The organism is Saccharothrix xinjiangensis, from assembly GCF_039527585.1.
Taxonomy (GTDB): Bacteria; Actinomycetota; Actinomycetes; order Mycobacteriales; family Pseudonocardiaceae; genus Actinosynnema; species Actinosynnema xinjiangensis.
Map to the genome: position 1 here is coordinate 111,019 of NZ_BAAAKE010000020.1, position 24,058 is coordinate 135,076.

Below are 24,058 nucleotides of genomic sequence, written 5' to 3' on the forward strand. Positions count from 1 at the left end.
CAGGACCAGCCCGGCGCGGCGGGCGCGGCTGACCAGCTGGATCGAGTGGATGCTGTCGCCGCCGAGTTCGAAGAACCCGTCCTCGGCGCCCACCGGTCGCGGCAGCCGCAGCACCTCGGCGAACAACCCGCACAGCACCGCCTCGCGGTGGGTGCGCGGCTCGCGCCCCGGTCGCGCGGCGACCTCGGGCTCCGGCAGCGCGGCGCGGTCCAGCTTCCCGTTGGCCGACAGGGGCAGCGCGTCGAGGACGACGAACGCCGACGGCACCAGGTAGTCGGGCAACCGGTCCACGAGGAACGCGCGGACCTGGTCGCGGTCGGGGGTCGCGCCCGCCGACGGCACGAGGTAGGCGACGAGCCTGCCCCGCCCCGACGCGTCCGCGCGCACCACGACCGCCGCGCGGCCCACGCCCGGGAACCCGCCGAGGACGGCCTCGACCTCGCCGGGCTCCACCCGGAACCCGCGCAGCTTCACCTGGTCGTCGGCGCGCCGGACGTAGTGCAGCACCCCGTCCCGCAGGCGCACCAGGTCGCCGGTGCGGTACGCGCGCGAGCCGGGCGGCCCGCCGGGGTCGGCGACGAACCGCTCCGCGGTGAGACCCGGCAGCCCGAGGTAGCCCCGGGCCAGTCCCGAGCCCGCGATGTGCAGCTCGCCGACCACACCGGGCGGCACGGGCCGCAGCCGGGCGTCGAGGACCCGCAGCGCGACACCGTCGAGCGGGGCGCCGATCGGCACCGCGGCCGGGTCCGGGTCGCCGGGCCGGAGCGCGTGCGAGCTGGCGAAGGTGGTGGTCTCGGTGGGTCCGTAGCCGTCGACGACGGTCAGGGCGGGGAAGCGGTCGCGCACCCGCCGCACCGCTTCGGCGGGGACCACGTCGCCCCCGGTCCACAGCTCGGCCACCCCCGCGAGGCACTCCGGCTCCTCGTCGGCGACGAGCTGGAACACGGCGGCGGTGAGCCACAGGGCGGTCACCCGGTGCTCGGCGACGACCGCCCGCAGCGTCGCGACGTCCAGCTCCCCGGGCGGCGCCACGACGACCTCGCCACCCGACAGCAGCGGCACCCAGAGCTCGTACGTGGAGGCGTCGAAGGCCAACGGCGAGTGCAGCAGGACCCTGCGGTGCGCCTCGCCGCGCCAGCGGCTGTCGGCGGCCAGCTCCAGGACCGCGCGGTGGGTGACCGCGACCCCCTTGGGCACGCCGGTCGACCCCGAGGTGTGCATCACGTAGGCCAGGGCGTCCGGTCCGGCGGTGAGGTCGACGCGGGCGGGCGCGTGCGCGCTGTCGTCCGCGGCGACGGTGACCGAGGGCAGCCCGAGGAGGTCCGCGACCCCCGCGTGGGCGTGGTCGACCACCACGGCCGCGGCGCCGGTCGACCCCGCCAGGAACCGCACCGCCGCCGGCGGCGCGCCTTCGTGCAGGGGGACGTAGGCGGCCCCCGCGGCCAGCACGCCGAGGAGGGCGACGACGGCCTCCGGCGAGCGGTCCACGGCCAGCAGCACCCGGTCCTCCACGCCGACGCCCGCGGCGCGCAGCGCGTGCGCCACGGCCGCGGCCCTCGCGGCCAGGTCGCCGTAGGTGACCACCCGCGACCCGGCCCGCAGCGCGACCCGGCCCGGGTGGAGCCGGGCCCGCGCGTCGAAGGCGGCCGGCAGGGAGCGGGCCACCTCGGCGCCGGGGCGGTGCGCGCCCGCCCAGGCCGCGAGCAGCGCGCGGTCCTCGTCCGTGCGCAGGTCCAGGTCGGTGATCGGGAGGTCGGGGTCGGCGGTGGCGGCGGTGATCAGGCGGACCAGCCGCCCGGCCAGGGCGGTGGCGGTGGACCGGTCGAACAGGTCCGTGGCGTAGCGCAGCACCCCGTCGTACCCGGCGGGTCCCCCGTCCTCCCCCGACCTGCGGGCGAGGGCGAAGGCCAGGTCGAACACCGCGGTGCCGGCCCGCACGACCACGGGCGACGCCGTGAGGCCCGGCACCTCGCCGAACGCGTCCGCGGCAGCGTGGTGCTCGCCGTCCTCCTCCACGGTCAGCACCACCTGGCACAGCGGGTGGCGGGCGGTGGACCGCTGCGGCGCCAGCAGGTCCACCAGGCGCTCGAACGGCACGTCCTGGTGGTCGTAGGCCTCCAGGTCGGTCGCGCGGACCCGGTCGAGCAACGCCCCGAACCCCGGGTCGCCCGACAGGTCGGCGCGCAGGACCAGGGTGTTGGCGAAGAGCCCCACCAGGTCCTCGACCACCGCCTCCGACCGGCCGGCCACCGGGACCGCGATCGCGACGTCGGTCCCCGCGCCGTGGCGGGAGAGCAGCGCGGCGACGGCGGCGTGCACGACCATGAACGCGGTCACGCCGCGGGCGCGGGCCAAGGCCTCGACGCGGGCGTGCACCCCGGGGTCGAGCGCGAACCCGACCGTGTCGGCCTCGGGTGACCGGACGGCGGCGCGGGACCGGTCCAGCGGCAGCGCGGTCTCCTCCGGCATGTCCGCCAGCCGTGCCCGCCAGTGCTCGACCTGCTGGGCCAACGGCGACGTCGGGTCGTCCTCCTCGCCCAGGAGGGCGGCCTCCCGGAGGGCGTGGTCGGCGTACTGCACGGGCAGCGCTCCCCACTCCGGCGCGCCGCCGTCCCGCCGGGCGCGGTAAGCCGCGACGAGGTCCCGGGAGAGCGGACCGAGGGACCAGCCGTCGACGGCGATGTGGTGCAGCACCAGCAGCAGCACGCCGTCCACTTCGGACAGCCGGAGGAGCGTCGCCCGCAGCGGCAGGTCGCGCGCCAGGTCGAACGGGACGAGCGCCTCCCGGGTCAGGTCGTGGTCGAGCCGGTCGGGCGTGGCGCCGAGGACGGTCAGCACGGGCGCGCCGGTGTCCGACACGAGCTGGTGCGGCCCGTCCGCGTCCTCGGGGAAGGTCGTGCGCAGCACCTCGTGCCTGGCCGCGACGTCGGCCAGCGCGGCGCGCAGGGCGGGCAGGTCCAGGGCGCCGGTCAGGCGGACGGCGACCGGCACGTGGTAGCTCGCGGCGGGTCCGCCGAACTGGTGCAGGAACCACATCCGCCGCTGGGCCGCGGACAGCGGGAGCCGTTCCGGGCGGGGGCCGGCGGACAGGGCGGGCCGGGCTCCGCCCGCGCCGGCCAGGCGCGCGGTGAGCCCGGCGGGGGTGGGCGCGTCGAACAGGTCGCGCACCGACAGGTCGACGCCCAGGGTGGCGCGCGCCCGGTTGACCAGCCGGGTCGCCAGCAGCGAGTGGCCGCCCAGCTCGAAGAAACCGCCGTGGGCCCCGACCTCGTCCAGGCCCAGCACCTCGGCGAACAGGCCGCGAAGGATCTGCTCGCGCGGGTCCCTCGACCCCCGGTCGGCGGGCGCGGTGGTGCGGGCGGGCGCGGGCAGCGCGGCGCGGTCCAGCTTGCCGTTGGCGGTGAGCGGCAGCGCGTCGAGGACCACCACGGCGGAGGGCACCATGTGCTCCGGCAGCGCGGCGGCCAGGTGCGCGCGCAGGTCGGCCGGGTGCGGCGCGGGTCCGCGCGGCACCGCGTAGGCGACCAGCCGGGGATCGCCCGGCCGGTCCTCCCGGACCACGGCCGTCGCCGCGGCCACGCCCGGGTGCGCGCCCAGCGCGGCGGCGACCTCGCCGGGCTCGACCCGGAAGCCCCTCAGCTGCACCTGGTCGTCGACGCGGCCGAGGTACTCCAGCTCGCCGTCGGCGGTCCAGCGGGCCAGGTCGCCGGTGCGGTACATGCGGGCGCCCGGCGACCCGTGCGGGTCCGCCACGAAGCGGTGGGCGGTGAGGTCCGGGCGCCCGAGGTAGCCGCGGGCGACCCCGGCCCCGGTCACGTACAGCTCGCCCGTCGTCCCCGGCGGCGCCGGTTCGAGCGCGGGGTCGAGCACGGCGGTCCCCAGGTGCGGCAGGGGGCGGCCGACCAGGCTGGCCGGTCCGACGTCGGTCGGCGCGAGGTCCCGGGCGGTGACGTGCACGGTGGTCTCGGTGATCCCGTACATGTTGACCAGGCGGGCCGCGTCGCCGTGAGCCCGCCACCAGGTGGCGAGCCGGTCGAAGGCCAGCGCCTCACCGCCGAGGACGACCAGCCTGACCGCGAGCGGGGACCCGGGCTCGGCCGCGAACTGGTCGAAGGCGGAGGGCGTCTGGCTCAGCACCGTCACGCCCTCCTCGGCGACGAGCCGCCGGAAGTCGCCGGGCGAGCGGCTCGTGCCGCGCGGCACGACGACGAGCCTGCCGCCGGTGAGCAGCGCGCCCCAGACCTCCCACACCGAGAAGTCGAACGCGGCCGAGTGGAACCAGGTCCACACGTCGGTGTCGGCGAGGCCGAAGTCGTCGGCGGTGGCGCGGAGCAGCCGGACCACGTTGGCGTGCGGCACGACGACGCCCTTGGGCGTCCCGGTCGAGCCGGAGGTGAAGATCACGTAGGCGGGGTGGTCGGGGTGGGGGCGCACCGGCTCCCGCTCCGCCCCTCCCGGCTCGTCGACCAGCAGCGCCGGCAGGTCGCCCGGCAGCAGGGGGCGGGACGCCGCGTCGGTGACCACCAGGAGCGGGTCGGCCTGGTCGAGCACGGCCGCCAGCCGGGCGGGCGGGTGGTCCAGGTCGAGCGGCAGGTAGGCCGCGCCCGCCTTGAGCACCGCGAGCAGCGCCACCACCAGGTCGGCCGACCGGGGCAGGGCCACCGCCACCACGGCCTCCGGGCGGGCGCCGCGGGCCGCGAGCCGCCGGGCCAACCGGTCGGAGCGGCGGTCCAGCTCGGCGTAGGACAGCCGGGCGGCGCCGTCGGTGATCGAGGTGGCGTCGCCGCGGCGGGCGGCCTGCCGGGCGAACAGCGCGGGCAGCACGTCGGGCTCGGCGATCCGCGCGGGCGGGGCGAGCAGGGCACGGCGCTCGGCCGCGGACAGCAGGTCCACGGCGCCGATGCGGCGGTGCGGGTCGGCGCAAACATCCCGCAGCAGCAGGAGGAAGCGCTCCACGAGCCGCCGCGCCGAGCCCGGGTCGAACAGGTCGTGGGCGAACTCCAGCTCGCCGTCGACCCCGCCGCCGGGCCGCTCGGCCAGGGTGAGCACCAGGTCGAACTTCGCCGAGTCGGACCGGACCGGTTCGGCCACCGCCGCGTGCCCGCCGAAGCGGGCGGGCGGGCCGACGTGCGCGGGGTCGTTGACGGTCAGCACCACCTGGCACAGGGGGTGGCGGGCGGTGGACCTCGGCGGGTTCAGCACCTCGACCAGCCGCTCGAAGGGCACGTCCTGGTGGGCGTAGGCGTCCAGGTCGGTCTCCCGCACGCGGGCCAGGAGGTCCGCGAACGTCGGGTCGCCGCCGGTGTCGACGCGCAGCACCAGGGTGTTGACGAAGAACCCGACCAGGTCTTCGACAGCGGGGTCCGCGCGCCCGGCCACCGGGGTCCCGACGGGGATGTCCGCGCCCGCGCCGACCCTGGTGAGCAGGGCGGCCAGGGCGGCGTGCGCGACCATGAACACGGTGGCGCCGTGGTCGCGGGCCACCGCGCGCATCGCCTCGTGGTCCGCGCGGTCCAGGGAGAACGGGACGACGCCGCCGCGGTGGGACGGGGTGGCGGGCCGGGGGCGGTCGGTCGGCAGCGGCAGCTCGGGCGGCAGCCCGGCCAGCACCGAGCGCCAGTGCGCGAGCTGGACCGCGATCGGGCTGCCGGGGTCGTCCTCGTCCCCGAGCGCGTCGAGCTGCCACAGGGTGTGGTCGGCGTACTGCACCGGCAGCGGCGCCCAGCCGGGGGCCCGCCCGGCGAGGCGGGCGGTGTAGGCGGTGTCGAGGTCGCGCAGCAGGGGGCGCAGCGACCACCCGTCGGCGGCGGCGTGGTGGAGCACCAGCAGCAGGACGTGGTCCCCGTCGCCCGCGTCGACGAGGGCGGCGCGCAGCGGGAGGTCCGCGGCCAGGTCGAACGGCCTGGCCACCAGGTCCGCGAGCAGGTCGCCGAGGCCCTCCGGGTCGCACGCCCGCACCGCGAGTTCCGGTCGGGCCTCGGCGAGCACCCTCTGGCGCGGGCCGTCGACGTCGTGGTCGAGGAGCGTGCGCAGCGCCTCGTGGCGACCGGCCACGTCGGCGAGCGCGGCCTCCACCGCGGTGGCGTCGAGCGCACCGGACAGCCGCAGCGCGGCGGACAGGTGGTACGCGCCGCCCGCGTCGAGGCGGTCGAGGAACCACAGGCGCTGCTGCGCGGGCGAGGCGGGGACGCGATCGGGGCGGGGTCGACGGGTGAGCGGGGGTCGCGCGTCCGCCGCCCCGGGCAGGAGCGCCGCGAGCGCCGCCGGTGTCGGCGCGTCGAACAGCTGCCGCACGCCCAGGTCGACCCCGAGCACGGTGCGCACGCGGCCGACCAGCCGGGTGGCGAGCAGCGAGTGGCCGCCCAGGGCGAAGAACCCGTCGTCCGGGCCGACGCCGGGAACCCCGAGCACCTCGGCGAACAGGTCGCAGAGCGCCGCCTCGCCGGGGGTGCGCGGCGCCCTGCCCGTCGGGACGTGCTCGGCCGGGACCGGCAGCGCGGCGGTGTCGAGCTTGCCGTTCGGCGTGACCGGGAACGCGGCCACGTCGACCACCGCCGCGGGCACGAGGTGGGCGGGCAGCGCCGCCGCCAGCGCGCCGCGGGGGTCGCCGACCGCGTCGGCGTCGCGCACGACGTACCCCACCAGCGAGGGCGCGCCGGCGCGGTCGGGTCGCACCACCACGACGGCCCGCCGCACACCGGGCAGCGCGGCGAGCGCGGCTTCGACCTCGGCGGGCTCCACCCGCGCGCCGCGGACCTTGACCTGGCGGTCGGCGCGGCCGACGTAGCGCAGCGCGCCGTCGCGCCCGACCCGGACCACGTCGCCCGTGCGGTACATGCGGGCGCCGGGCGGTCCGTCGGGGCAGGCGACGAAGCGCTGCGCGGTCAGGTCCGGGCGACGCGAGTAGCCGCGGGCCAGGCCCGCTCCCGACACGTACAGCTCGCCCGCGGCGCCGGGCGGCACCGGGCGCAGCCAGGCGTCCAGGACCCGCACACCGACACCGTCGATCGGCTCGCCCAGCGGTGGCACGAGCGCGCCGCGCAACGGCTCGCTCATGGTGGCGCACACGGTGGCCTCGGCGGGGCCGTACGCGTTGACCACCACGTGGTCGGCCGACCACCGCTCGACCAGCGCCGCCGGGCACTCCTCACCCGCGACCACCAGCACGACCCCGGCGGGCACCTCGCCCTCGGACACCGCGGCGAGCACCGACGGGGTCAGCGTGACGTGGGTGACGGCGAACCCGGCCAGCGCGCGGGCCAGCGGCGCGCCGGGCGCCACCTGGTCCCGGTCGAGGAACACCGCCGCGGCCCCGGTCGCCAGGGTGGTCCACAGCTCGGCCACCGCCGCGTCGAACCCGGGGGACGCCACCTGGAGCACCCGCGACGACGGCCCGATCCCGAGCCGGTCGGCCTGCGCCAGCGCCAGGTTCGGGACGCCCCGGTGCGGTACCACCACGCCCTTGGGCGCGCCGGTCGACCCGGAGGTGCGGATGACGTAGGCCGCCGCGTCCGGCCGGACCTCCACGGCGGGACCGCGGTCGCGGCGCCCCGGCGGTTCGGCGTCGAGCAGGACGAGCCGGTCGTCGGGCAGCCCGGTCGCGAGCCCGGTGGTGCTGAGCACGAGCGCGGGCTCGGCGTCGGCGAGCGACTGGACGACGCGCGCGGTGGGGTGGTCGGGATCGACGGGCAGGTAGGCGGCGCCCGCCTTGAGGACCGCCAGCACCGCGACGGGGAACAGCTCGCCGCGCGGGAGGACGAGCGCGACGACGTCTTCCGCGCCCACGCCCCGTCGCGCCAGCTCGACCGCGAGGTGGTTGGCGCGCCCGTCGAGGTCCGCGTAGGAGAGGACGCCGGAGTCGGAGAACACCGCCGGGGCGCGGGGCGCGACGGCCACCCGCTCCGCGAACAGGTCGAGCACGGTGCCGCCGGCGCGGGGCGGGGACGGCACGGGGGCCGCCGCCGGCACGAGCACGAGCTCGGACGGCCGGACGCGCGCCCGCCCGGCGATCGCGCGCAGGGTCCGCAGCAGCAGCCCGGCCACGGCGTGCGCCCGCTCGTCGTCGACGGCGTCCGGCCGGGCGTCGAGGCGGAACCGCAACCGGGGACCGGGCGTGACCGCGAGGCCCAGCGCGTGGTGCGTCGCGTCGTGCCCGCCGACCGCTTCGACCCGCAACCCGGCGGCCCCGGCGGCGCCCTCGGCGTCGACCGGGTAGTTCTCGAACACCACGGACGTGTCGAACAGCTCGCCGAGGCCCGCGATCCGCTGGATCCCGGCCGTGCCCAGGTGGTGGTGGTCCAGCAGCGCGGCCTGGTCGCGGTGCGCCTCGGCGAGCAGGTCGGCGGCGCGGGCGCCGGGGCGCAACCGGAACCTCACCGGCACGGTCTCGACGAACAGGCCGATCATGTCCCGCACGCCGGGCACGTCGGCGGGCCTGCCGGACACGACGGCGCCGAACACGACGTCGGTCCGGCCGGTGAGCGCGCCGAGCACCAGCGCCCAGGCGAGCTGGACCGCGGTGCTGACGGTGACGCCCTCGGCGCGCGCGAGGTCGGTCAGCGCGGCGGTCGTCCCCTCGTCGAGCGCGAACCGCAGGGGCCGGGGCGGTTCCGCGCCGACCACGCCCGGCTCGCCGACGAGCGTCGGCCCGTCGAGGTCCGCGAGCGCGTGCCGCCACGCGGCGGTGGCGGCCTCGGCGTCCTGCCCGGCCCGCCACCGCAGGTAGGCCCGGTAGGGCGGCGCGGGATCGGGTTCCCGCCCGGCGCACGCGGCGAGCAGCGCCCGCACGACCAGCGCCGTGGACCAGCCGTCGAGCACGGCGTGGTGGGCGGTGAGCACCAGCCGGTGCCGGTCGGCGCCCGACCTGATCAGGGCGCCGCGCAGCAGCGGCGGGTCGGCCAGGTCGAACGGCACGGTCCGCTCCTCCTCGGTCACCGCCTCCACGGCGCTCGCGCGGCGGGGTTCGGGCGTCGCGGTCAGGTCGACCACCCGCCACCTCGCCCCGACCGCCGCGGGCACGGCGGCCACGGGCGTGGACAGGTCGGCGTGCCGCAGTCCCGCCCGCAGGTTGGGGTGCTGGTCGAGCAGGCGGGCGAGCGCGGCGCCCGGCCGCCCGGCGTCCAGCTCCCCGACCAGGTCCAGGTGGACCTGGGTCGTGTAGACGTCGGCGTCGGCGCCCACGGACGCGCGGTGGAACAGCAGCCCCTCCTGCATCGGGGTCAGGGGCAGCACGTCCTGCGCGTCGGCGAGCCGGTCGACGTCGGCCTGGGTCAGCCGGACCAGCGGCAGGTCGGACGGGGTGCGCCCGCCCGCGCCGGGCAGCCGCACCAGGGCGGCGAACCCGTCGAGCACCGCGTGGAACAGCGCGGAGAGCGCGGCGACGTCGGCTTCGGTCACCAGCCGCGCGGCCCAGGTCCACGTGCTGTCCAGCTCGGGGCCGCCCGGTCCGTCGAAGACCACCACGTCGAGGTCGATCTCGTGCGCGAGCGGCAGGTCCTCGTGCGCGCGGCCGCCGACGCCCGCCAGCTCGGGCAGCACGTCCCAGTCCCGGCCGCCGTCGGCCGCCAGCCTGCCGAGGTAGTTCACGCCCAGCGGAGGTGCGCCCAGCGGCGCCAGCGCCGCCCGCCCCTCGTCGTCGAGGTGGCGCAGCACGCCGTGGCCGAGGCCCCGGCCGGGCACCGCGCGCAGTTGCTCCTTGACGCGCTTGAGCGCGCGGTCGAGCGCGTGCCCGCCCGCGAGGTCGCCGGCGCGCACCGGTCCGGCGTCCAGCCGCACCGGGTGCAGCGAGGTCAGCCAGCCGACGGTGCGGTCCAGGTCGCCGTCGTGCCTGCCGTGCCCCTCGACGTCGACCAGCACCGGGTCGGGGGCGCCGCGCCAGAGCCGCACCGCGACGGCGAACGCGGTGAGCAGCACCTCGTCGACGCCCGCGTGGAAAGCGGTGGCGACGTCACCCACCACCGCGGCCGTGGTGGCGGTGGGCAGCCGGTCGCGCCTGCGCCCCGCGGTGGCGTGCCGGTCGAGCGCGGGGTCGAGGCGTCGCGGGGGCGCGTCGCGGAGCGCGTCGACCCAGTGGGCCAGTTCCGCCCGGTGGGCGGCGGCCCCGTCGCGCAGGTGCTCGGCCCACTGGCGCAGCGCCGTCCGGGCCGGGGGCAGCGGTTCACCCGGGCGGTCGAGGGTGGCGGCCAGGTCGGGCAGCAGGATGCGCCAGGACACCCCGTCCACGGCGTAGTGGTGGATCGCGAGCAGGAGGGCGCCGGGCCGGTCGGGGCCGCGGTCGAAGTGGACCGCCGCGACCACGCGCCCCTCGGACGGGTCCAGCGCGCGTCGGGCCCGGTCCGCCTGCTCCTCGACCGCGTCGGCGAACGCGGCGCCGGTGAGGGCGGAGCTGTCCACGGTGACCGGCGAGGGGACGGGCACGCCCGGCGGTCGCACGTGCAGCTCTTCGGGCGAGCCCGCCAGGCGCAGCGCCTCGTGGTGGTCGGCCAGGCGCTGCACCGCGCCGGCCAGGTCGGCGGTCCGGGTCCCCGCGGGCGCCCGGACCACCAGGACCTGGGCGAACCCGTCCACCGGACCGCCGAGCGCCGACAGCCAGCGCTGCATGGGGAACGGCGCGAGCGGGCCGGACGGGGCCGGGGCGGCGCGCGGTGCGGGCTCCGCGGTCCTGGCCAGCGCCGCGAGCGCCTCCACGGTGCGCGCCTCGAAGACCTCGCGCGGGGTCAGCGCCAGCCCGGCGCCGCGGGCCAGGCCGACCAGTTGCAGCGACAGGATGCTGTCGCCGCCGAGCGCGAAGAAGCTGTCCTCGGCCGACACCCCCGGCACCCGGAGCACCTCGGAGAACAGGTCGGCGATCGTCGCCTCGACCGGCGTGGCGGGCGCCCGGCCCGACGCGCGGGACGCGACGGGCGCGGGGAGCGCACGCCGGTCGAGCTTGCCGTTCGGGGTGGTGGGCAGCGCGTCGAGCAGCACCACCGCCGTCGGCGCGGCGTGCTCGGGCAGCCGTGCGGCGGCGTGCGCGACCAGGTCGGCGGGATCGGGAGCGGCGCCCGGGGCCGGCACGACGTACCCGACCAGGCGCGGGCTGCCCGGGTGGTCCTCGCGGACCACCACCGCGCAGGCGGCGACGTCGGGGTGCGCGGCGAGCACCGCCTGGGCCTCGCCCGGTTCGACGCGGACGCCGCGGATCTTGACCTGGTCGTCCGCGCGCCCGAGGAAGTCCAGTTCCCCGTCCGGGCGCAGGCGGGCGATGTCGCCGGTGCGGTAGAGCCGGGACCCGGGCGGGCCCGCCGGGTCGGCGACGAACCGCTGCGCGGTGAGCGCGGCGCGGCCGTGGTACCCCGTGGCCAGGCAGGCGCCCGCCAGGTACAGCTCACCGGGCGTCCCGACGGGCACGGGCCGCAGGGCGGCGTCGAGGACGCGCGCGGTGGTGTTCCGGATGGGGCGCCCGATCGGCACCGGCCCGGTGTCGGCCGGGTCGCAGGTGTGCGCGGTGACGTCCACCGCGGCCTCGGTGGGGCCGTAGAGGTTGTGCAGCGGCACGGGCAGCAGGGCGTGCCACCGCGCGCGCAGGTCGGCGGTCAGCTCCTCGCCGCTGCACACGACCCGGCGCAGGCCGGCGCAGCGCCGCGCGCCGGGCGCGTCGAGGAAGGCGCGCAGCATCGACGGCACGAAGTGCGCGGTCGTGATCCCCTCGGCGCGGATCAGCTCCGCCAGGTGGTCCGGGTCCCGGTGACCGCCGGGCCGGGCCACGACGAGCAGGGCGCCCTGGACCAGCGGCCAGAAGAACTCCCAGACCGACACGTCGAAGCTCGCGGGCGTCTTCTGGAGGACCCGGTCGTCGGCCTCCAGCCGGTACTCGTCCTGCATCCACAGGAGCCGGTTGACGATGGCCGAGTGCGGGACGACCACGCCCTTCGGGCGGCCGGTCGACCCGGAGGTGTAGATCATGTACGCCGGGTCGCCCGGCGCGGGGACGGGCAGGGCCACGTCCGGCGCCGGTTCGCCGCCGCCCGGTCCGACCACCGGCGCGGGCGCCGGCGGCAGGGCGACCGCCGGCGTCGTGACCACCACCGCCGGCCGGGCGTCGTCGAGCAGGAGCGCCACGCGCTCGGCCGGGAGTTCCGGGTCGACCGGCACGTAGGCGGCGCCGGCCTTGAGCACGCCGACGAGGGCGACCACGAGGTCCAGCCCGCGCGGCAGCGCCACGGCGACGAACCGGCCGGGGCCGCCGCCCGCCGCGACCACCCGGGCCGCGACGACCGCGGCGCGGTCGTGCAGCTCGCGGTAGGTCAGGGTGGCGCCGGCGTAGCGGACGGCGGGCGCGTCCGGTGTCCGGGCGCACCGGTCGTCCAGGAGCGCGGTGAGCGTCGTCGGCGGGAGCGGCGCGGTCGGGCCGTCCAGCGCGGCGAGGCGCCGCCTGTCCTCGGGGGCGAGGAGGTCGCCGCGGGCCAGCGGGCGGTCGGGCGCGGAGAGGACCAGGCGCAACGCCCGCAGCAGCAGGGCGGCCAGTTCGCCGGCGCGCGCCGGCGGCACCAGGTCCGGGCGGTGGTCGAGGCGGAACGACATCGCCGGGCCGGGCACGACGACCAGGGCGGCCGGGTAGTGCGTGGCGTCGTGCCCGCCCACACCGGTGATCGCCAGGCCCGAGGCGGCGGCCAGGTCGTCGAGCGCCCCGCGGTCGTACGGGTAGTTCTCGAACACGAGCACGGTGTCGAACAGGTCGCCGCCGGACAGGCGCTGGAGGTCGGCCAGCCCGACGTGGGTGGCCGACGAGCGGTCCGCCTGCTGCCGCTGGAGGGTGGTGAGCAGGTCGGCGGCGGTGCGCGCCGGGTGCGCGTGGACGGGCACCGGGACGGTGTTCGCGAGCAGGCCCACGACGTCCTCGACGCCGGCCAGCTCCGGCGGCCGCCCCGCCACCGTGACGCCGAACGCCACGTCCACCCGGCCCAGCAGGTGCCCGAGCGCGAGCGCCCAGGCGCCCTGCACGACGGTGTTCACGGTGAACCCGCGGGCGCGGGCGAAGGCCGCCACCTCGGCGGACTCGGCCTCGGTCAGGCCGAAGCGGACGGCGCGGGGCGGCTCGGCGGACCGGCCCCCGGGCGCCGCCAGCAGCGCGGGTTCGCCCGCGGCGGCCAGCACCGGCCGCCACGCGGCGAGCGCGGCGGCGTGGTCGCGGGCGCCCAGCCAGCGCAGGTGGTCGGCGTGGGTCCGGGCGGGCGGCAGCGCGCGGCCCGCGTAGGCGGCGAGCAGGTCCCGCAGCAGGACCGACAGCGACCAGCCGTCCACGAGGAGGTGGTGCAGGGTGAGCAGCAGCCGGCACCGGTCGCCGTCGCCGCGCACCAGGGCGCAGCGGACCAGCGGCGCGGTGTCCGCCGCGAACCCGGTGGCGCGCTCCCGCTCGGCGACCCGGTCGAACCCGGCGGAGACGACCTCCCGCAGCGGGATCCGGACGTCGTCGCGGATCACCTGCACGGGCTCGCCGCGCCCGACGTGGCGGAACTCCGCCCGCAGGGCCGGGTGCCGGCGCGACAGCCCGTCCAGCGCGGAGCGCAGCCGGGCGGCGTCCACCGCGCCTTCGACGTCGACGTGGACCTGCACGGTGTAGACGTCGGCGCCCGCGCCCTCGTAGAGGTGGTGGAACAGCAACCCCTCCTGCAACGGCGTGAGGGGCAGGACGTCCTCGACACCGGGTTCGGCCCGCAGCGCCGAGTCGTCGCGCCCGGTCGACCCGGCGGTGTCGGCGGCGGTGTCGGCGGCGGCGATCTCGGCGATGGTCGGCTGCGCCAGGTCGGCGACGGTCGCGCGGCTGAACACGTCCCGCTCGGACAGGACCAGCCCGCGGTCCCGGGCCGCGGCGACCAGGCGCATGGCCAGGACGCTGTCGCCGCCCAGGGCGAAGAAGCCGTCGTCCACGCCCGCGTCCGGCACGCCCAGGACCTCCGCGACCAGGGCGAGCAGCCGCGCCTCCCGCGGCGTGGCCGGTGCGCGGCCGGGACCGGGGGCGGGCAGGTCCGGCGCGGGCAGTGCCCGCCGGTCCAGCTTGCCGTTCGGCGTGGTGGGCAGGGTGTCGAGCACGACGAACGCGGCGGGCACCGCGTGGCCGGGCAGCCGGGCGGCGGCGTGGGCCGCCAGGTCCGCGGGCTCGGCGGCGCCGGTGGTGTAGGCGACGAGCCGGGGCGCGCCGGGTGCGTCCTCGCGGACGATGACGGCCGCCGCGCCGACCGCCGGGTGCGCCCGCAGGACCGCCTCGACCTCGCCCGGCTCGATGCGGAACCCGCGCAGCTTCACCTGGTCGTCGACCCGGCCGAGGAAGGCCAGCTCACCGGTCGGCAGCCACCGCACCCGGTCGCCCGTGCGGTACATCCGCCGCCCGGACCGGTCGAACGGGTCCGCGACGAACCTCGTCGACGTCAGCGCGCCGCGCGCCAGGTAGCCGCGGGTGACGCCGGCCCCGGCGACGTACAGCTCACCGGGCACGCCGACCGGCACCGGGCGCAACCGCTCGTCGAGCACGTGCACCCGGGTCCGCGCCACCGGGCCGCCGATGGAGGGCAGCTCCCCGCCGCGCACGGGTGCGCTGGTGGACCACACGGTGGTCTCGGTGGGCCCGTACACGTTGAGCACCGACGCGGCCCGCGCGGCCAGCCCGTCCGCGACGCCGGCGGGCAGCGCCTCGCCGCCCACGAGCACGCGCAGCCCGTCGACCGCCGTGGGCTCGCTCGCCAGCACCACGTCCCACAGGGTGGGCGTCGCCTGCGCGACCGTGACACCCCGGCGCTCGACGAGGGCGCGCAGGGCCGCCGGGTCGCGGACGTCGCGCTCCTCCGCGAGCACGACCCGGCCGCCGGAGGTCAGCGGACCGAACAGCTCCAGCACCGAGATGTCGAACCCCACCGTCGTCACCGCCAACCACCGGTCCGACGACGACAACCCCAACCGAACCCGCATGTCCCCCAACAGGTTCGCCACATTGCCCCGCGACACCACCACACCCTTGGGCCGACCCGTCGACCCCGACGTGTAGATCACGTACGCGGCCTGGTCCGGCAGCGCGGCGCCACCGGCGGCCGGCGCACCGCTCCCCCGGGACAGCTCCGCCATGACGCCCTCGGTGACCACGAGCGCGGGGGCGGCGTCGGAGCGCAGGAACGACAGGCGTTCCGCGGGCAACCCCGCGTCGAGCGGCAGGTAGGCGCCACCGGCCCGCCAGACCGCGAGGAGCGCCACGACGAGGTCCACCGACCGGGGCAGCACCACCCCGACCACGGACTCGGCGCCGACGCCCCGGGCCCGCAGCCCGGACGCCACCCGCTCCACCCGTCCGCGCAGGTCCCCGTACGTGACCTCCGCTCCACCGCACACCACGGCCACGGCGGCGGGGTCCTGCGCGAACACCGAGTCCAGGACGTCGGGCGGCGTGCCGGGGACGGCGGTGTCGTTCCACGCCACCCGCACGAGGTGGGCCTCGTCGGCGTCGAGCAGGTCCAGCTCGCCGATCGGCCGGTCCGGGTGGGCGGCGCCCTGCTCCAGCACGCGCACCAGCCACCGCGCCAGGCGCCGGGCGGTCCCGTCGTCGAAGAGGTCGCGCGCGAACTCCAGGGTGAGCGCCATCCCCTCCTCGCCCCGGTCCACGAAGGTCGCGGTCAGGTCGAACTTGGCGGTGCCCGTGCCGACGGTGGCGGCCGAGGCGGACAGGCCGGGCAGCGCGTCGAAGGCGCGCAGCGCGGCGTCCTGCTCGGCGTTGAGGGCGAGCATCACCTGGAACAGCGGGTGCCTGGCCGGCGACCGCTCCGGGGCCACCTCCTCCACGACGCGCTCGAACGGCACGTCCGCGTGGTCGTAGGCGTCGAGGTCCACGGCCCTGGCGCGGTCCACCAGCTCGGCGAACGTCGGGTCGCCCGAGGTGTCCAGGCGCAGCACCAGCATGGTGAGGAAGACCCCGACGACGTCGTCGACCGCGGGGTCGGGCCTGCCCTCCATCGGCGACCCGATCGGGATGTCGTCGCCGGCGCCGGTCCGGCCCAGCACCGCGGCCAGCGCCGCGTGCAGGACCATGAACAGCGTCGCGCCCCGGTCCGACGCGAGCGCGGCCAGCCCGTCCCGCAGCGGGGCGGGCACGGTGGCGGTGACCTCGCCACCGCGGTGCGAGGCCACGGCCGGGCGGGCCCGGTCGGCGGGCAGGGCGAGTTCGGCGGGCAGTCCGGCGAGGCGGTCCCGCCACCACTCCAGGCCGCCGTCCGAGCCCCGCGCCGCCACCTCGTGCTGCCAGAGCGCGTAGTCGGCGTACTGCACGGGCAGGGGTCGCCAGTCGGGCGCCCGCCCCTCGGTGGTCGCGGTGTAGGCGGCCACCAGTTCCCGGGTCAGCACGGCCAGCGACCGCTCGTCGCCCGCGATGTGGTGCAGGACCAGCAGGAGCACGTGCGCGCCACCGGGCTCGGGCAGCAGCCAGGCGCGCAGCGGCAGGTCCGCGGCGAGGTCGAACGGTCGCCGGACCAGGTCGGCGGGCGCTTCTCCCGGCCCCGCCGCCGCCACGGCGAACCGGGGCTCCGCGAGCACCACCTGGTGCGGCCCGTCGGCGTCTTCCGCGATGACGGTGCGCAGCGCCTCGTGGCGGTCGAGGACCAGCCGCAGGGCGGTGTCCAGCGCGGCGCGGTCGAGGTCGCCGACCAGCCGCACGGCCACCGGGACGTGGTAGGCGGCCCGGTCGGCGACGAGGCGGTCGAGGACCCACAACCTGCGTTGTGCCGAGGACAGCGGCACCCGTGCCCCCGGGCCGCGCGGGGTGATCGGCGGCCTGGCGGCGGCGGCCGGTGCGAGGCGCGCGGCCAGCGCGGCCACCGTCGGCGCGTCGAACACCTCCCGCAGCCCCAGCTCCGCCCCGAACACCGCGCGCACCCGGCCGACGAGCCGCAGGGCCAGCAGGGAGTGCCCGCCGGCGGCGAAGAAGTCGTCGTCCGCGGACACCGAGGGCACGCCGAGCACCTCGCGGAACAGGCCGGCCAGCGCCTCCTCGCGCGGTGTGCCCGGCACGCGGCCCGCCCCCGTGGCGCGCTCGGGCGCGGGCAGCGCGGCCCGGTCCACCTTCCCGTTGGGGGTGAGGGGGAACGCGTCGAGCACCACCAGCGCGGTGGGCACCAGGTAGTCCGGCAGGGCGGCGGCGACGTGCGCGCGCACCTCCGCGGCGGACACCGGCGCGGTCGTGGTGAAGTAGCCGACCAGGCGCCGGTCGCCGGGCCGGTCCTCGCGCACCACCACGTGCGCGGCGCCCACGGCGGGGTGCCCGGCCAGCACGGCGGCCACCTCGCCCGGCTCGATGCGGAAGCCGCGCAGCTTGACCTGGTCGTCGATGCGGCCGAGGAACTCCAGCACTCCCGCGTCGGTCCACCGCACCAGGTCGCCGGTCCGGTACGCCCGGCTCCCGGCGGGGCCGTGCGGATCCGGGACGAAGCGCTCGGCGGTGCGCCCCGGCCGTCCCCGGTAGCCGCGCGCGAGGCCCTCCCCCGCGAGGTACAGCTCGCCGGGCGCGCCGGGCGGGACCAGCCCCAGCCGGCGGTCGAGGACGCGGACGCGCACGCCGTCCAGGGGCAGGCCGATGGGGACGGTGTCCGAGGGCCCGCCGGCGGGCGCGGTGTGCTTCAGCGCGAACGTCGTGGCCTCGGTCGGGCCGTAGCCGTTGACGACGGTCAAGCCCGGACAGGCCAGTTGGACGCGCCGGACCGCCTGGACCGGGACCGCCTCGCCGCCCGCCCACACCTCGCGGGCGCCGGCGAACGCGGCCGGGTCCTGCTCGGCGATCAGCTGGAACAGGGAGCTGGTGAGGAACATCCCGGTCACCCGGTGCTCGGCGACGGCCCCGGCCAGACCCGCGGCCGTGAGCTGCCCCGGCGGGGCGAGCACGACCCGGCCGCCGTTGAGCAGCGGGACCCACAGCTCGTAGGTGGCCGCGTCGAAGGTGTGCGGGGAGTGCAGCAGGACGCGGTCGTGCGCGCCACCGCGGAACGCGCCGTCCAGGGCCAGGGCGACCACGTCGGCGTGGGTGACGGCGACGCCCTTGGGCTCGCCGGTCGACCCGGAGGTGTGGATGACGTAGGCGAGCCGGTCGGGATGACCGCCGGCGGAGCGGGGAACCGGGTCTCCGGCGTCCTCGCGCGGGTCGTCCGCGGCGATCACCGGCGCGCCGAGGTCCGCGGCCTCCGCCGCGGTGGTCGCGTCGGCGACCACCGCCACGACGTCCCCGGCGAGCCGCCGCTGGTACGCGGCCGGGCTGCCCGCGCGCAGCGGCAGGTACGCCGCGCCCGACTTGGCCACCGCGAGGGTCGCGACGACCAGGTGGGCCGACCGGTCGACCAGCAGCGCCACCGAGCGCTCCGGGCCCGCGCCCGCGGCGCGCAGCCGGGCGGCGAGGCGGTCGGAGGCGGCGTCGAGTTCGGCGTAGGTCAGCGACCCGCCCGACCAGGCGACCGCGGTCGCGCCCGGCAGGCGGCGGGCCACCGCGCGGAAGTGGTCCGGCAGGTCCGCGCGCCCGGACGGCGCCGGCGGGCCGCTGCCGAGTGCGAGCAGGCGTTCCCGCTCACCGGGGAGGAGTGGTTCCACCCGGCCGACCGGGGCGGTGGGCGCCGCGAGCAGCGCGCGTAGGAACGCGAGGAAGCGGTCCAGGTGGGCGGCGGCCTCGGCGGGGCTGTGGAGCCGGTGGTTGGCGTCGAGCACGACCCGCACGCCGCCGGGCGCGCCGGGAGAGCCGAAGAAGGTGAGGGCGACGTCCGCGACCGGCGGTGCGGACAGCTGCACCGGCCGGGCCTCGTGCCCGGCGAACCGGGGCGCCAGGTCGAACGACAGGATGTTGACGAGCACCCGGGCCGACGAGCCGCCGCCGAGCTCGCGCCGCAGGTCCTCACCGCGGTGGCGCTGGTGGCGCGCGGCCGAGGCGAGGGCCGCGGCGGTGCGGGTGACGACGTCGGCGAACGGGTCGGACGGGTGCACCGCGGTTCGCACCGGCAGCTCGTTGGCCAGCATGCCGGGCGTGCTCAGCGCGGTCCGGGTGAGCCTGCCGGTGAACGGCACGGCCAGGGAGACGTCGTGCGCGCCGGTGAGGCGGTGGACGTAGGCGGCCACGGCGGCGGTGAGCACGGCGGAGGCGCGGGCGCCGTGCCGCGCCGCCACCTCCGCCAGCCGCGACTCCTCCTCGGCGGCGAGCCGGGCGCGATGGCGCACCGGGCGCGACGACGGCGCGGCGGTGCGGCCACTGAGACCCGTGGGCGCGAGTTCGCCCGCCAGGGCCGTCGCCCAGTACCGCCGGTCGCGCTCGGCGCGGGCCGACTCGCGGTAGGCCCGCTCCTCCGCCACGAGGGCGGCGGGCGAGGGGAACGGCGCGGGCGGCGGCGAGGTCTTCCCGACCAGCGCGGTGTAGACCTCGGCGAGCCTGCGCCAGTACAGGGCCTGCCCGAAGCCGTCGACGGCGATGTGGTGGCAGCGGAAGTAGTACAGGTGCCGGTCGGCGGTGAGGCGCAGCAGCGCGTGCGCGGCGACCGGCCCGCGCGCCAGGTCCACCACCCGGTCCAGGTCGGCCCGCATGTGCGCGACGGCCGCGGCCTCGTCGGCGGCGTGGACGACCGGGACGGGCACCGGTCCCGCGGGCGCCTCCTCCTGCCACACGCCGTCGGCGTCGGCGACGAACCTGGCGCGCAGCGCCGGGCACTCCGCGACGGTCGCGGTGACCGCCCGCCGGAACAGCTCCGGGTCGACCGGGCCGTCGATGTCGAGGTAGAAGCCGATGGTGTAGGCGGTGTCGGCGGGCGCCAACTGCTGGGCGGCCCACACCTCCGACTGGGCCGCGGTCAGGGCGTGCCGAGGCGTGCCGGTGCCGGTCATCCCGCTCCCGTCGCTCAGTCGGACGCGGGGCCGGACAGCTCCCGCTCCAGCAGTGCGGCCAGTTCGTCGAGGGTGGGGTGCTCCCACAGCGCGTCGTCCGCGAGCACGACGCCCAGCTCGTCCTCCACCTCGGCGGCCAGGGCGATGGCGGTCACCGAGTCCAGGCCGTACTCGGCCAGCGGCACGGCCGGGTCGAGCCCGGTGGGGGGGACCTTCACGTGGGGGGACACGACGGCGGTGAGCCGGTCCAGCAGCTGCTCCGCCGAGGTCGCGTCGGACGGCCGTCGGGCGCCGGTGGTCGTCATTCCCCCTCCCCGGCGTTCCCGCGGGCCAGGTACCGCTCCCGCATGAGCGAGCGCTGGATCTTGCCGCTGCTGGTGCGCGGGACGCCGCCGGGCGGCACCAGCACGACGTCCGCGGCGGACACCCCGAACTCCCGCGCGACCGTCACCTTCATGGCGACGGCGAGCGCGGCCAGCCGCTCCGGGTCCGTCTCCCGGACCTCGTGGGCGACGACCAGCTCGTCCGGCCCCGGTTCGCCCTCGGTGGTCCCGCCCGCCGGCACGCAGAACGCCGCGCCCACGTTGCCCAGCTCGGGGTGGCGCGCCCGCAGCTCGTGCTCGACGTCCTGCGGGTAGAGGTTGCGGCCACGCACGATCAGCACCTCCTTGAGCCGCCCGATGACGTACAGCTCGCCGTCGTGGTGCACGCCGAGGTCCCCGGTCCGCAGGAACTCGGTCGGGTCGCCCGGGCTGCTGGCGCGGAAGACGCGGGCGGTCTCCGCCTCGTTGAGCCAGTAGCCGCCCGCGACGCTGTCGCCGCGCAGCCAGATCTCGCCCACCCGGTTCGGCGGGAGCGGCGCGCCGGTGTCGGGGTCGACCACGCGCACCTCGGCCGCGGAGACCGGGGCGCCGCAGCTGACCACGGACCGCGCGGGCGCGCCGGGCCGGGCGGCGGTGAACTCGCCCCGGCCCAGGGCGACGTCGTCCACGCGGACGACCTGCGGCGCGCGGTCGGCGGTCGCCGAGGTGAACACCGTCGACTCGGCCAGGCCGTAGAGCGGGACGAACGACCGCTCGCGGAAGCCGGCGGCGGCGAAGCGCTTGGCGAAGTCGGTCATGGTGGCCATGCGCACCGGCTCGGAGGCGTTGATCGCGTACTCCCAGCCGGACAGGTCCAGTTCGGCCACCCGCTCCGGGTCCACGCGGCGCACGCACAGGTCGTAGGCGAAGTTCGGCGCCGCGGAGCAGGTGATGCCGTAGCGGCCGATGGCGTCGAGCCAGGACCACGGGTCCCGGATGAACGCGGTCGGGGTCATCAGCACGTCCGCGGTCCCCGCCAGCAGGGCCGGGACGAGCTGCATGATCAGGCCCATGTCGTGGAACATGGGAATCCAGCCGCCGAAGCGGGGCGGGGTGCTCCAGCCCAGCGCGGCGCCGAACGCGCGCGCGTTCGCCGCCAGGTGGCCGTGGCGCACCACGACGCCCTTGGGCGAGCCGGTCGAGCCGGAGGTGTACTGGAGCAGCGCCAGGGAGTCCTCGTCCGTGCGCACCAACCGCCAGTCCGCGGGATCCGCGTAGTCCCGGGCGTCCGTGACCGTGACGTCCACTTCGGACAGTCGCAGCTCGGCGACCCAGTCGCGCACCGCACGGGAGCTCTCCGAGTCGGTCAGCGCGAGGCGGACCCCGGCGTCGGCCACCACGGCCCCGGCCCGGCGGCGTTGGACCTGCGAGCCCCCGGGCGGGGGGACGACCACCGCGGCGACGCCGGCGTAGAGGCAGCCGAGGAACGCCGCGACGAAGTGCCGGTTGACCGGGTACAGCAGCATCACCCGGTCGCCGGGCGCGCACCGCTCGCGCAGGTGGGCCGCGACGGTGGCGGCCCGCCGGTGCAGGTCCCCGTAAGTCCACGAGGCGGACGGCCCGTCGGGGCCGCTGCCGAGCACGTCCACCACGGCGAGGGCCTCGGGGGTGCGCTCGACGTGCCCGAGCACCACCTCCGCCACCCCGGTGCCTCCCCTGATCCACTCGCGCACCCGCGCACCGCCTTCCAGCCGGACCCAGAGTTGCCGAGCTTAGGCGGAAAACCCACCCGGAAAAGTGCCGGCCCAGGCCTTTCGAGGAGGGCTTAACAAGCCAGGAAAACAGCGAACCCGCAGCTCAACGTCCATGCGATAAAAAGACCGGCGCACATTAGTTCGAACATTAAGCCGTCGCTGAAAATCCGCTGGCGCGCTTGACCGCCACAATGCCACGACCCGACAGTGGCACCCATGTCCAGTCCATCGCAGGACTTGGCCCGGTTGGTCAGCTGGGAGAGCAGGCCGGATCCGTACCCGGTGCTGCGACGCCTGCGGGAAGCGGGTCCGTTCACCACCGGTGACGGTGTGGTCCCCGTCAGCGGCTACCACGACTGCCGGACGCTGCTGCGCCACCCGGCCATGAGCAGCGAGCGCGAGCGCGCCCGCCAGTCGCCCACGCGCCGCGGCCCGCGCACGCGCAACTTCCTCCACCTGGACCCGCCGGACCACACCCGGTTGCGCGGGCTGGTCGCCAAGGCGTTCTCCCCCAGGGTCGTGCAGGCCCTGGGGCCGCGGATCAGGGAACTGGCCCACGGCCTGCTCGACGAGGCCGCCGACCGCGGCAGCTTCGACGTGGTGGCCGATTTCGCGCACCCGTTGCCGGTGCGGGTGATCTGCGAGCTGCTGGGCGTGCCCTACGCCGACCGCCGCGACTTCCTCCGGTGGTCGGCCCACCTGTCCGCCGCGCTGGAACCGCCGCTGCCCGGCCTGCGCACACCTGAGGTCGGCGCGGAGGCGGCTCGGGCGCGGGCGGCGTTCGTGGCCTACTTCCGCGACCTGCTGCGCCGCCGCCGCGACGACCCGGGCGACGACCTGGTGTCCGGCCTGCTGCGGGTGGAGCAGGAGAGCGACCGCCTCAGCGAGAGCGAGCTGCTGGCCACCTGCGTGATGCTGGTCAACGCGGGCCACGAGACGACCGTCAACCTCATCGCCAACGGCGTCCTGGCCCTGCTGCGCCACCCCGCGCAGCTGGCCGAGGTGCGCGAGGACCCGGAGCTGGCCTGGGCCGCGGTGGAGGAGGTGCTGCGGCACGACGCGCCGGTGCAGCTGGTCACCAGGGTCGCGACCGCGCCGCTGTCGGTCGGCGGCGCCCCCGTCGAGACCGGCGACCTGGTGCTGGTGCTCCTCGCCGCGGCCAACCGGGACCCGGCGGCGTACCCGGACCCGGACCGGTTCGACCTCCACCGGGACCGGTCAACGCCGTCCCTCGCGTTCGCCGCGGGCCCGCACTTCTGCCTGGGCGCGGGCCTGGCCCGGCTGGAGGCGGCGATCGCGTTCGAGCTGTTCGCGGACCGCGTCGTGGGTCCCCGGCCGGCCCGCGACACGGTGGAGTACAAGCCGAACGTCACCCTCCGCGGGCCGCGCGCGCTCGACGTGGAGTTCGACGCCATCCGCCCCGCGCGCCCCGAGCCGGGAGTGGGCCGTGCGAGTCGAAGAGCCGGCTGACGACATCGGGCGGCAGTTCGCCACCTGGGTCTCGGGCCCCGGTTTCACCTGCCTGGCCGCCAGGTCCGCGCTGCGCCGCGGCACCCTGACCCTGCGGGTGTACCGGGACCTGACGTCGGCGGCCGACGACGAGCGGCTGCACGCCGACCTGGTCGACTTCGCCGCGGTCATCCCGGACGAGCGGACGGCCCTGGCCGCGTTCTGCGCGGTGTTCCGCGCGCCGGGGCGCGGCTCGGAGGAGGCGTTCGAGCGGGACCTGTGGGACCGGCTGACCGCCCTGCGGCGGGTCGACGCGCGCGAGTTCGCCTGGGCGGGCGACGTGTCCTCCGACCCGGGCTCGCCGCACTTCGGCTTCAGCGTCGCCGGGCACCCGTTCTTCGTCGCGGGCCTGCACCCCGGCGCGTCCCGGATCTCCCGCCGCTTCGCCTACCCGGCCCTGGTGTTCAACTCGCACCGGCAGTTCCGCAGGCTCAGGGAGACCGGCGCGTATGCGGGTTTCCAGCGGCGCATCCGCGCGCTGGAGACCGCGTTGCAGGGCGGGGTCAACCCCATGCTGAGCGAGCACGGCACGGCCTCCGAGGCCGGGCAGTACTCCGGCCGCGCCGTCGGACCGGACTGGCGCTGCCCGTTCCGGTCCGACGACTGAGCCGACGGCCCCGGCATCAGGGG

5 protein-coding genes (1 of these 5 cut by a window edge) are annotated in these 24,058 nt (G+C 77.7%); 2 read left to right on the top strand and 3 right to left on the bottom strand.

Annotation, left to right across the window (positions count from 1 at the left end; all coding sequences use genetic code 11):
* The 3 genes in view from ABD223_RS30540 to ABD223_RS30550 are tightly spaced (at most 14 nt apart) and all read right to left on the bottom strand, a layout consistent with a single transcriptional unit that may run on beyond the window.
* A protein-coding gene (locus tag ABD223_RS30540; RefSeq protein WP_344040074.1) for a non-ribosomal peptide synthase/polyketide synthase crosses the window boundary here: on the bottom strand, nucleotides 1–19,863 show its 5' portion. It extends 1,569 nt beyond the left edge of the window; the window shows 19,863 of its 21,432 coding nt (coding positions 1–19,863); it begins with the start codon at nucleotides 19,861–19,863; its stop codon lies off the left edge, out of view.
* Between the two features lie 14 nt (nucleotides 19,864–19,877).
* A complete protein-coding gene (locus ABD223_RS30545; RefSeq protein ID WP_344040075.1) occupies nucleotides 19,878–20,168 on the bottom strand; it encodes an acyl carrier protein in 291 nt (96 codons plus the stop codon).
* Nucleotides 20,165–21,898 (bottom strand): fatty acyl-AMP ligase, encoded by a 1,734-nt coding sequence (locus tag ABD223_RS30550; protein ID WP_344040076.1) that lies wholly within the window; start codon nucleotides 21,896–21,898, stop codon nucleotides 20,165–20,167. Before ABD223_RS30550 ends, ABD223_RS30545 begins: the two co-directional genes overlap by 4 nt.
* 237 nt (nucleotides 21,899–22,135) lie before the next feature.
* Here ABD223_RS30550 and ABD223_RS30555 point away from each other — a divergent pair, with 237 nt between their 5' ends.
* Both ABD223_RS30555 and gntA read left to right on the top strand, forming a co-directional pair.
* Complete coding sequence (locus ABD223_RS30555; RefSeq protein ID WP_344040077.1) at nucleotides 22,136–23,389, top strand: cytochrome P450; 1,254 nt, start codon at nucleotides 22,136–22,138, stop codon at nucleotides 23,387–23,389.
* Complete coding sequence (gene gntA, locus ABD223_RS30560) at nucleotides 23,367–24,035, top strand: guanitoxin biosynthesis heme-dependent pre-guanitoxin N-hydroxylase GntA (RefSeq protein WP_344040078.1); 669 nt, start codon at nucleotides 23,367–23,369, stop codon at nucleotides 24,033–24,035. Before ABD223_RS30555 ends, gntA begins: the two co-directional genes overlap by 23 nt.
* Nucleotides 24,036–24,058 lie beyond the last annotated feature (23 nt).

What these genes read in the sequence shown, in the direction of transcription:
- ABD223_RS30555 (WP_344040077.1), top strand. Translation starts at nt 22,136, where the DNA reads ATGTCCAGTCCATCGCAGGACTTGGCCCGGTTGGTCAGCTGGGAGAGC.
- ABD223_RS30545 (WP_344040075.1), bottom strand. Translation starts at nt 20,168, where the DNA reads ATGACGACCACCGGCGCCCGACGGCCGTCCGACGCGACCTCGGCGGAG.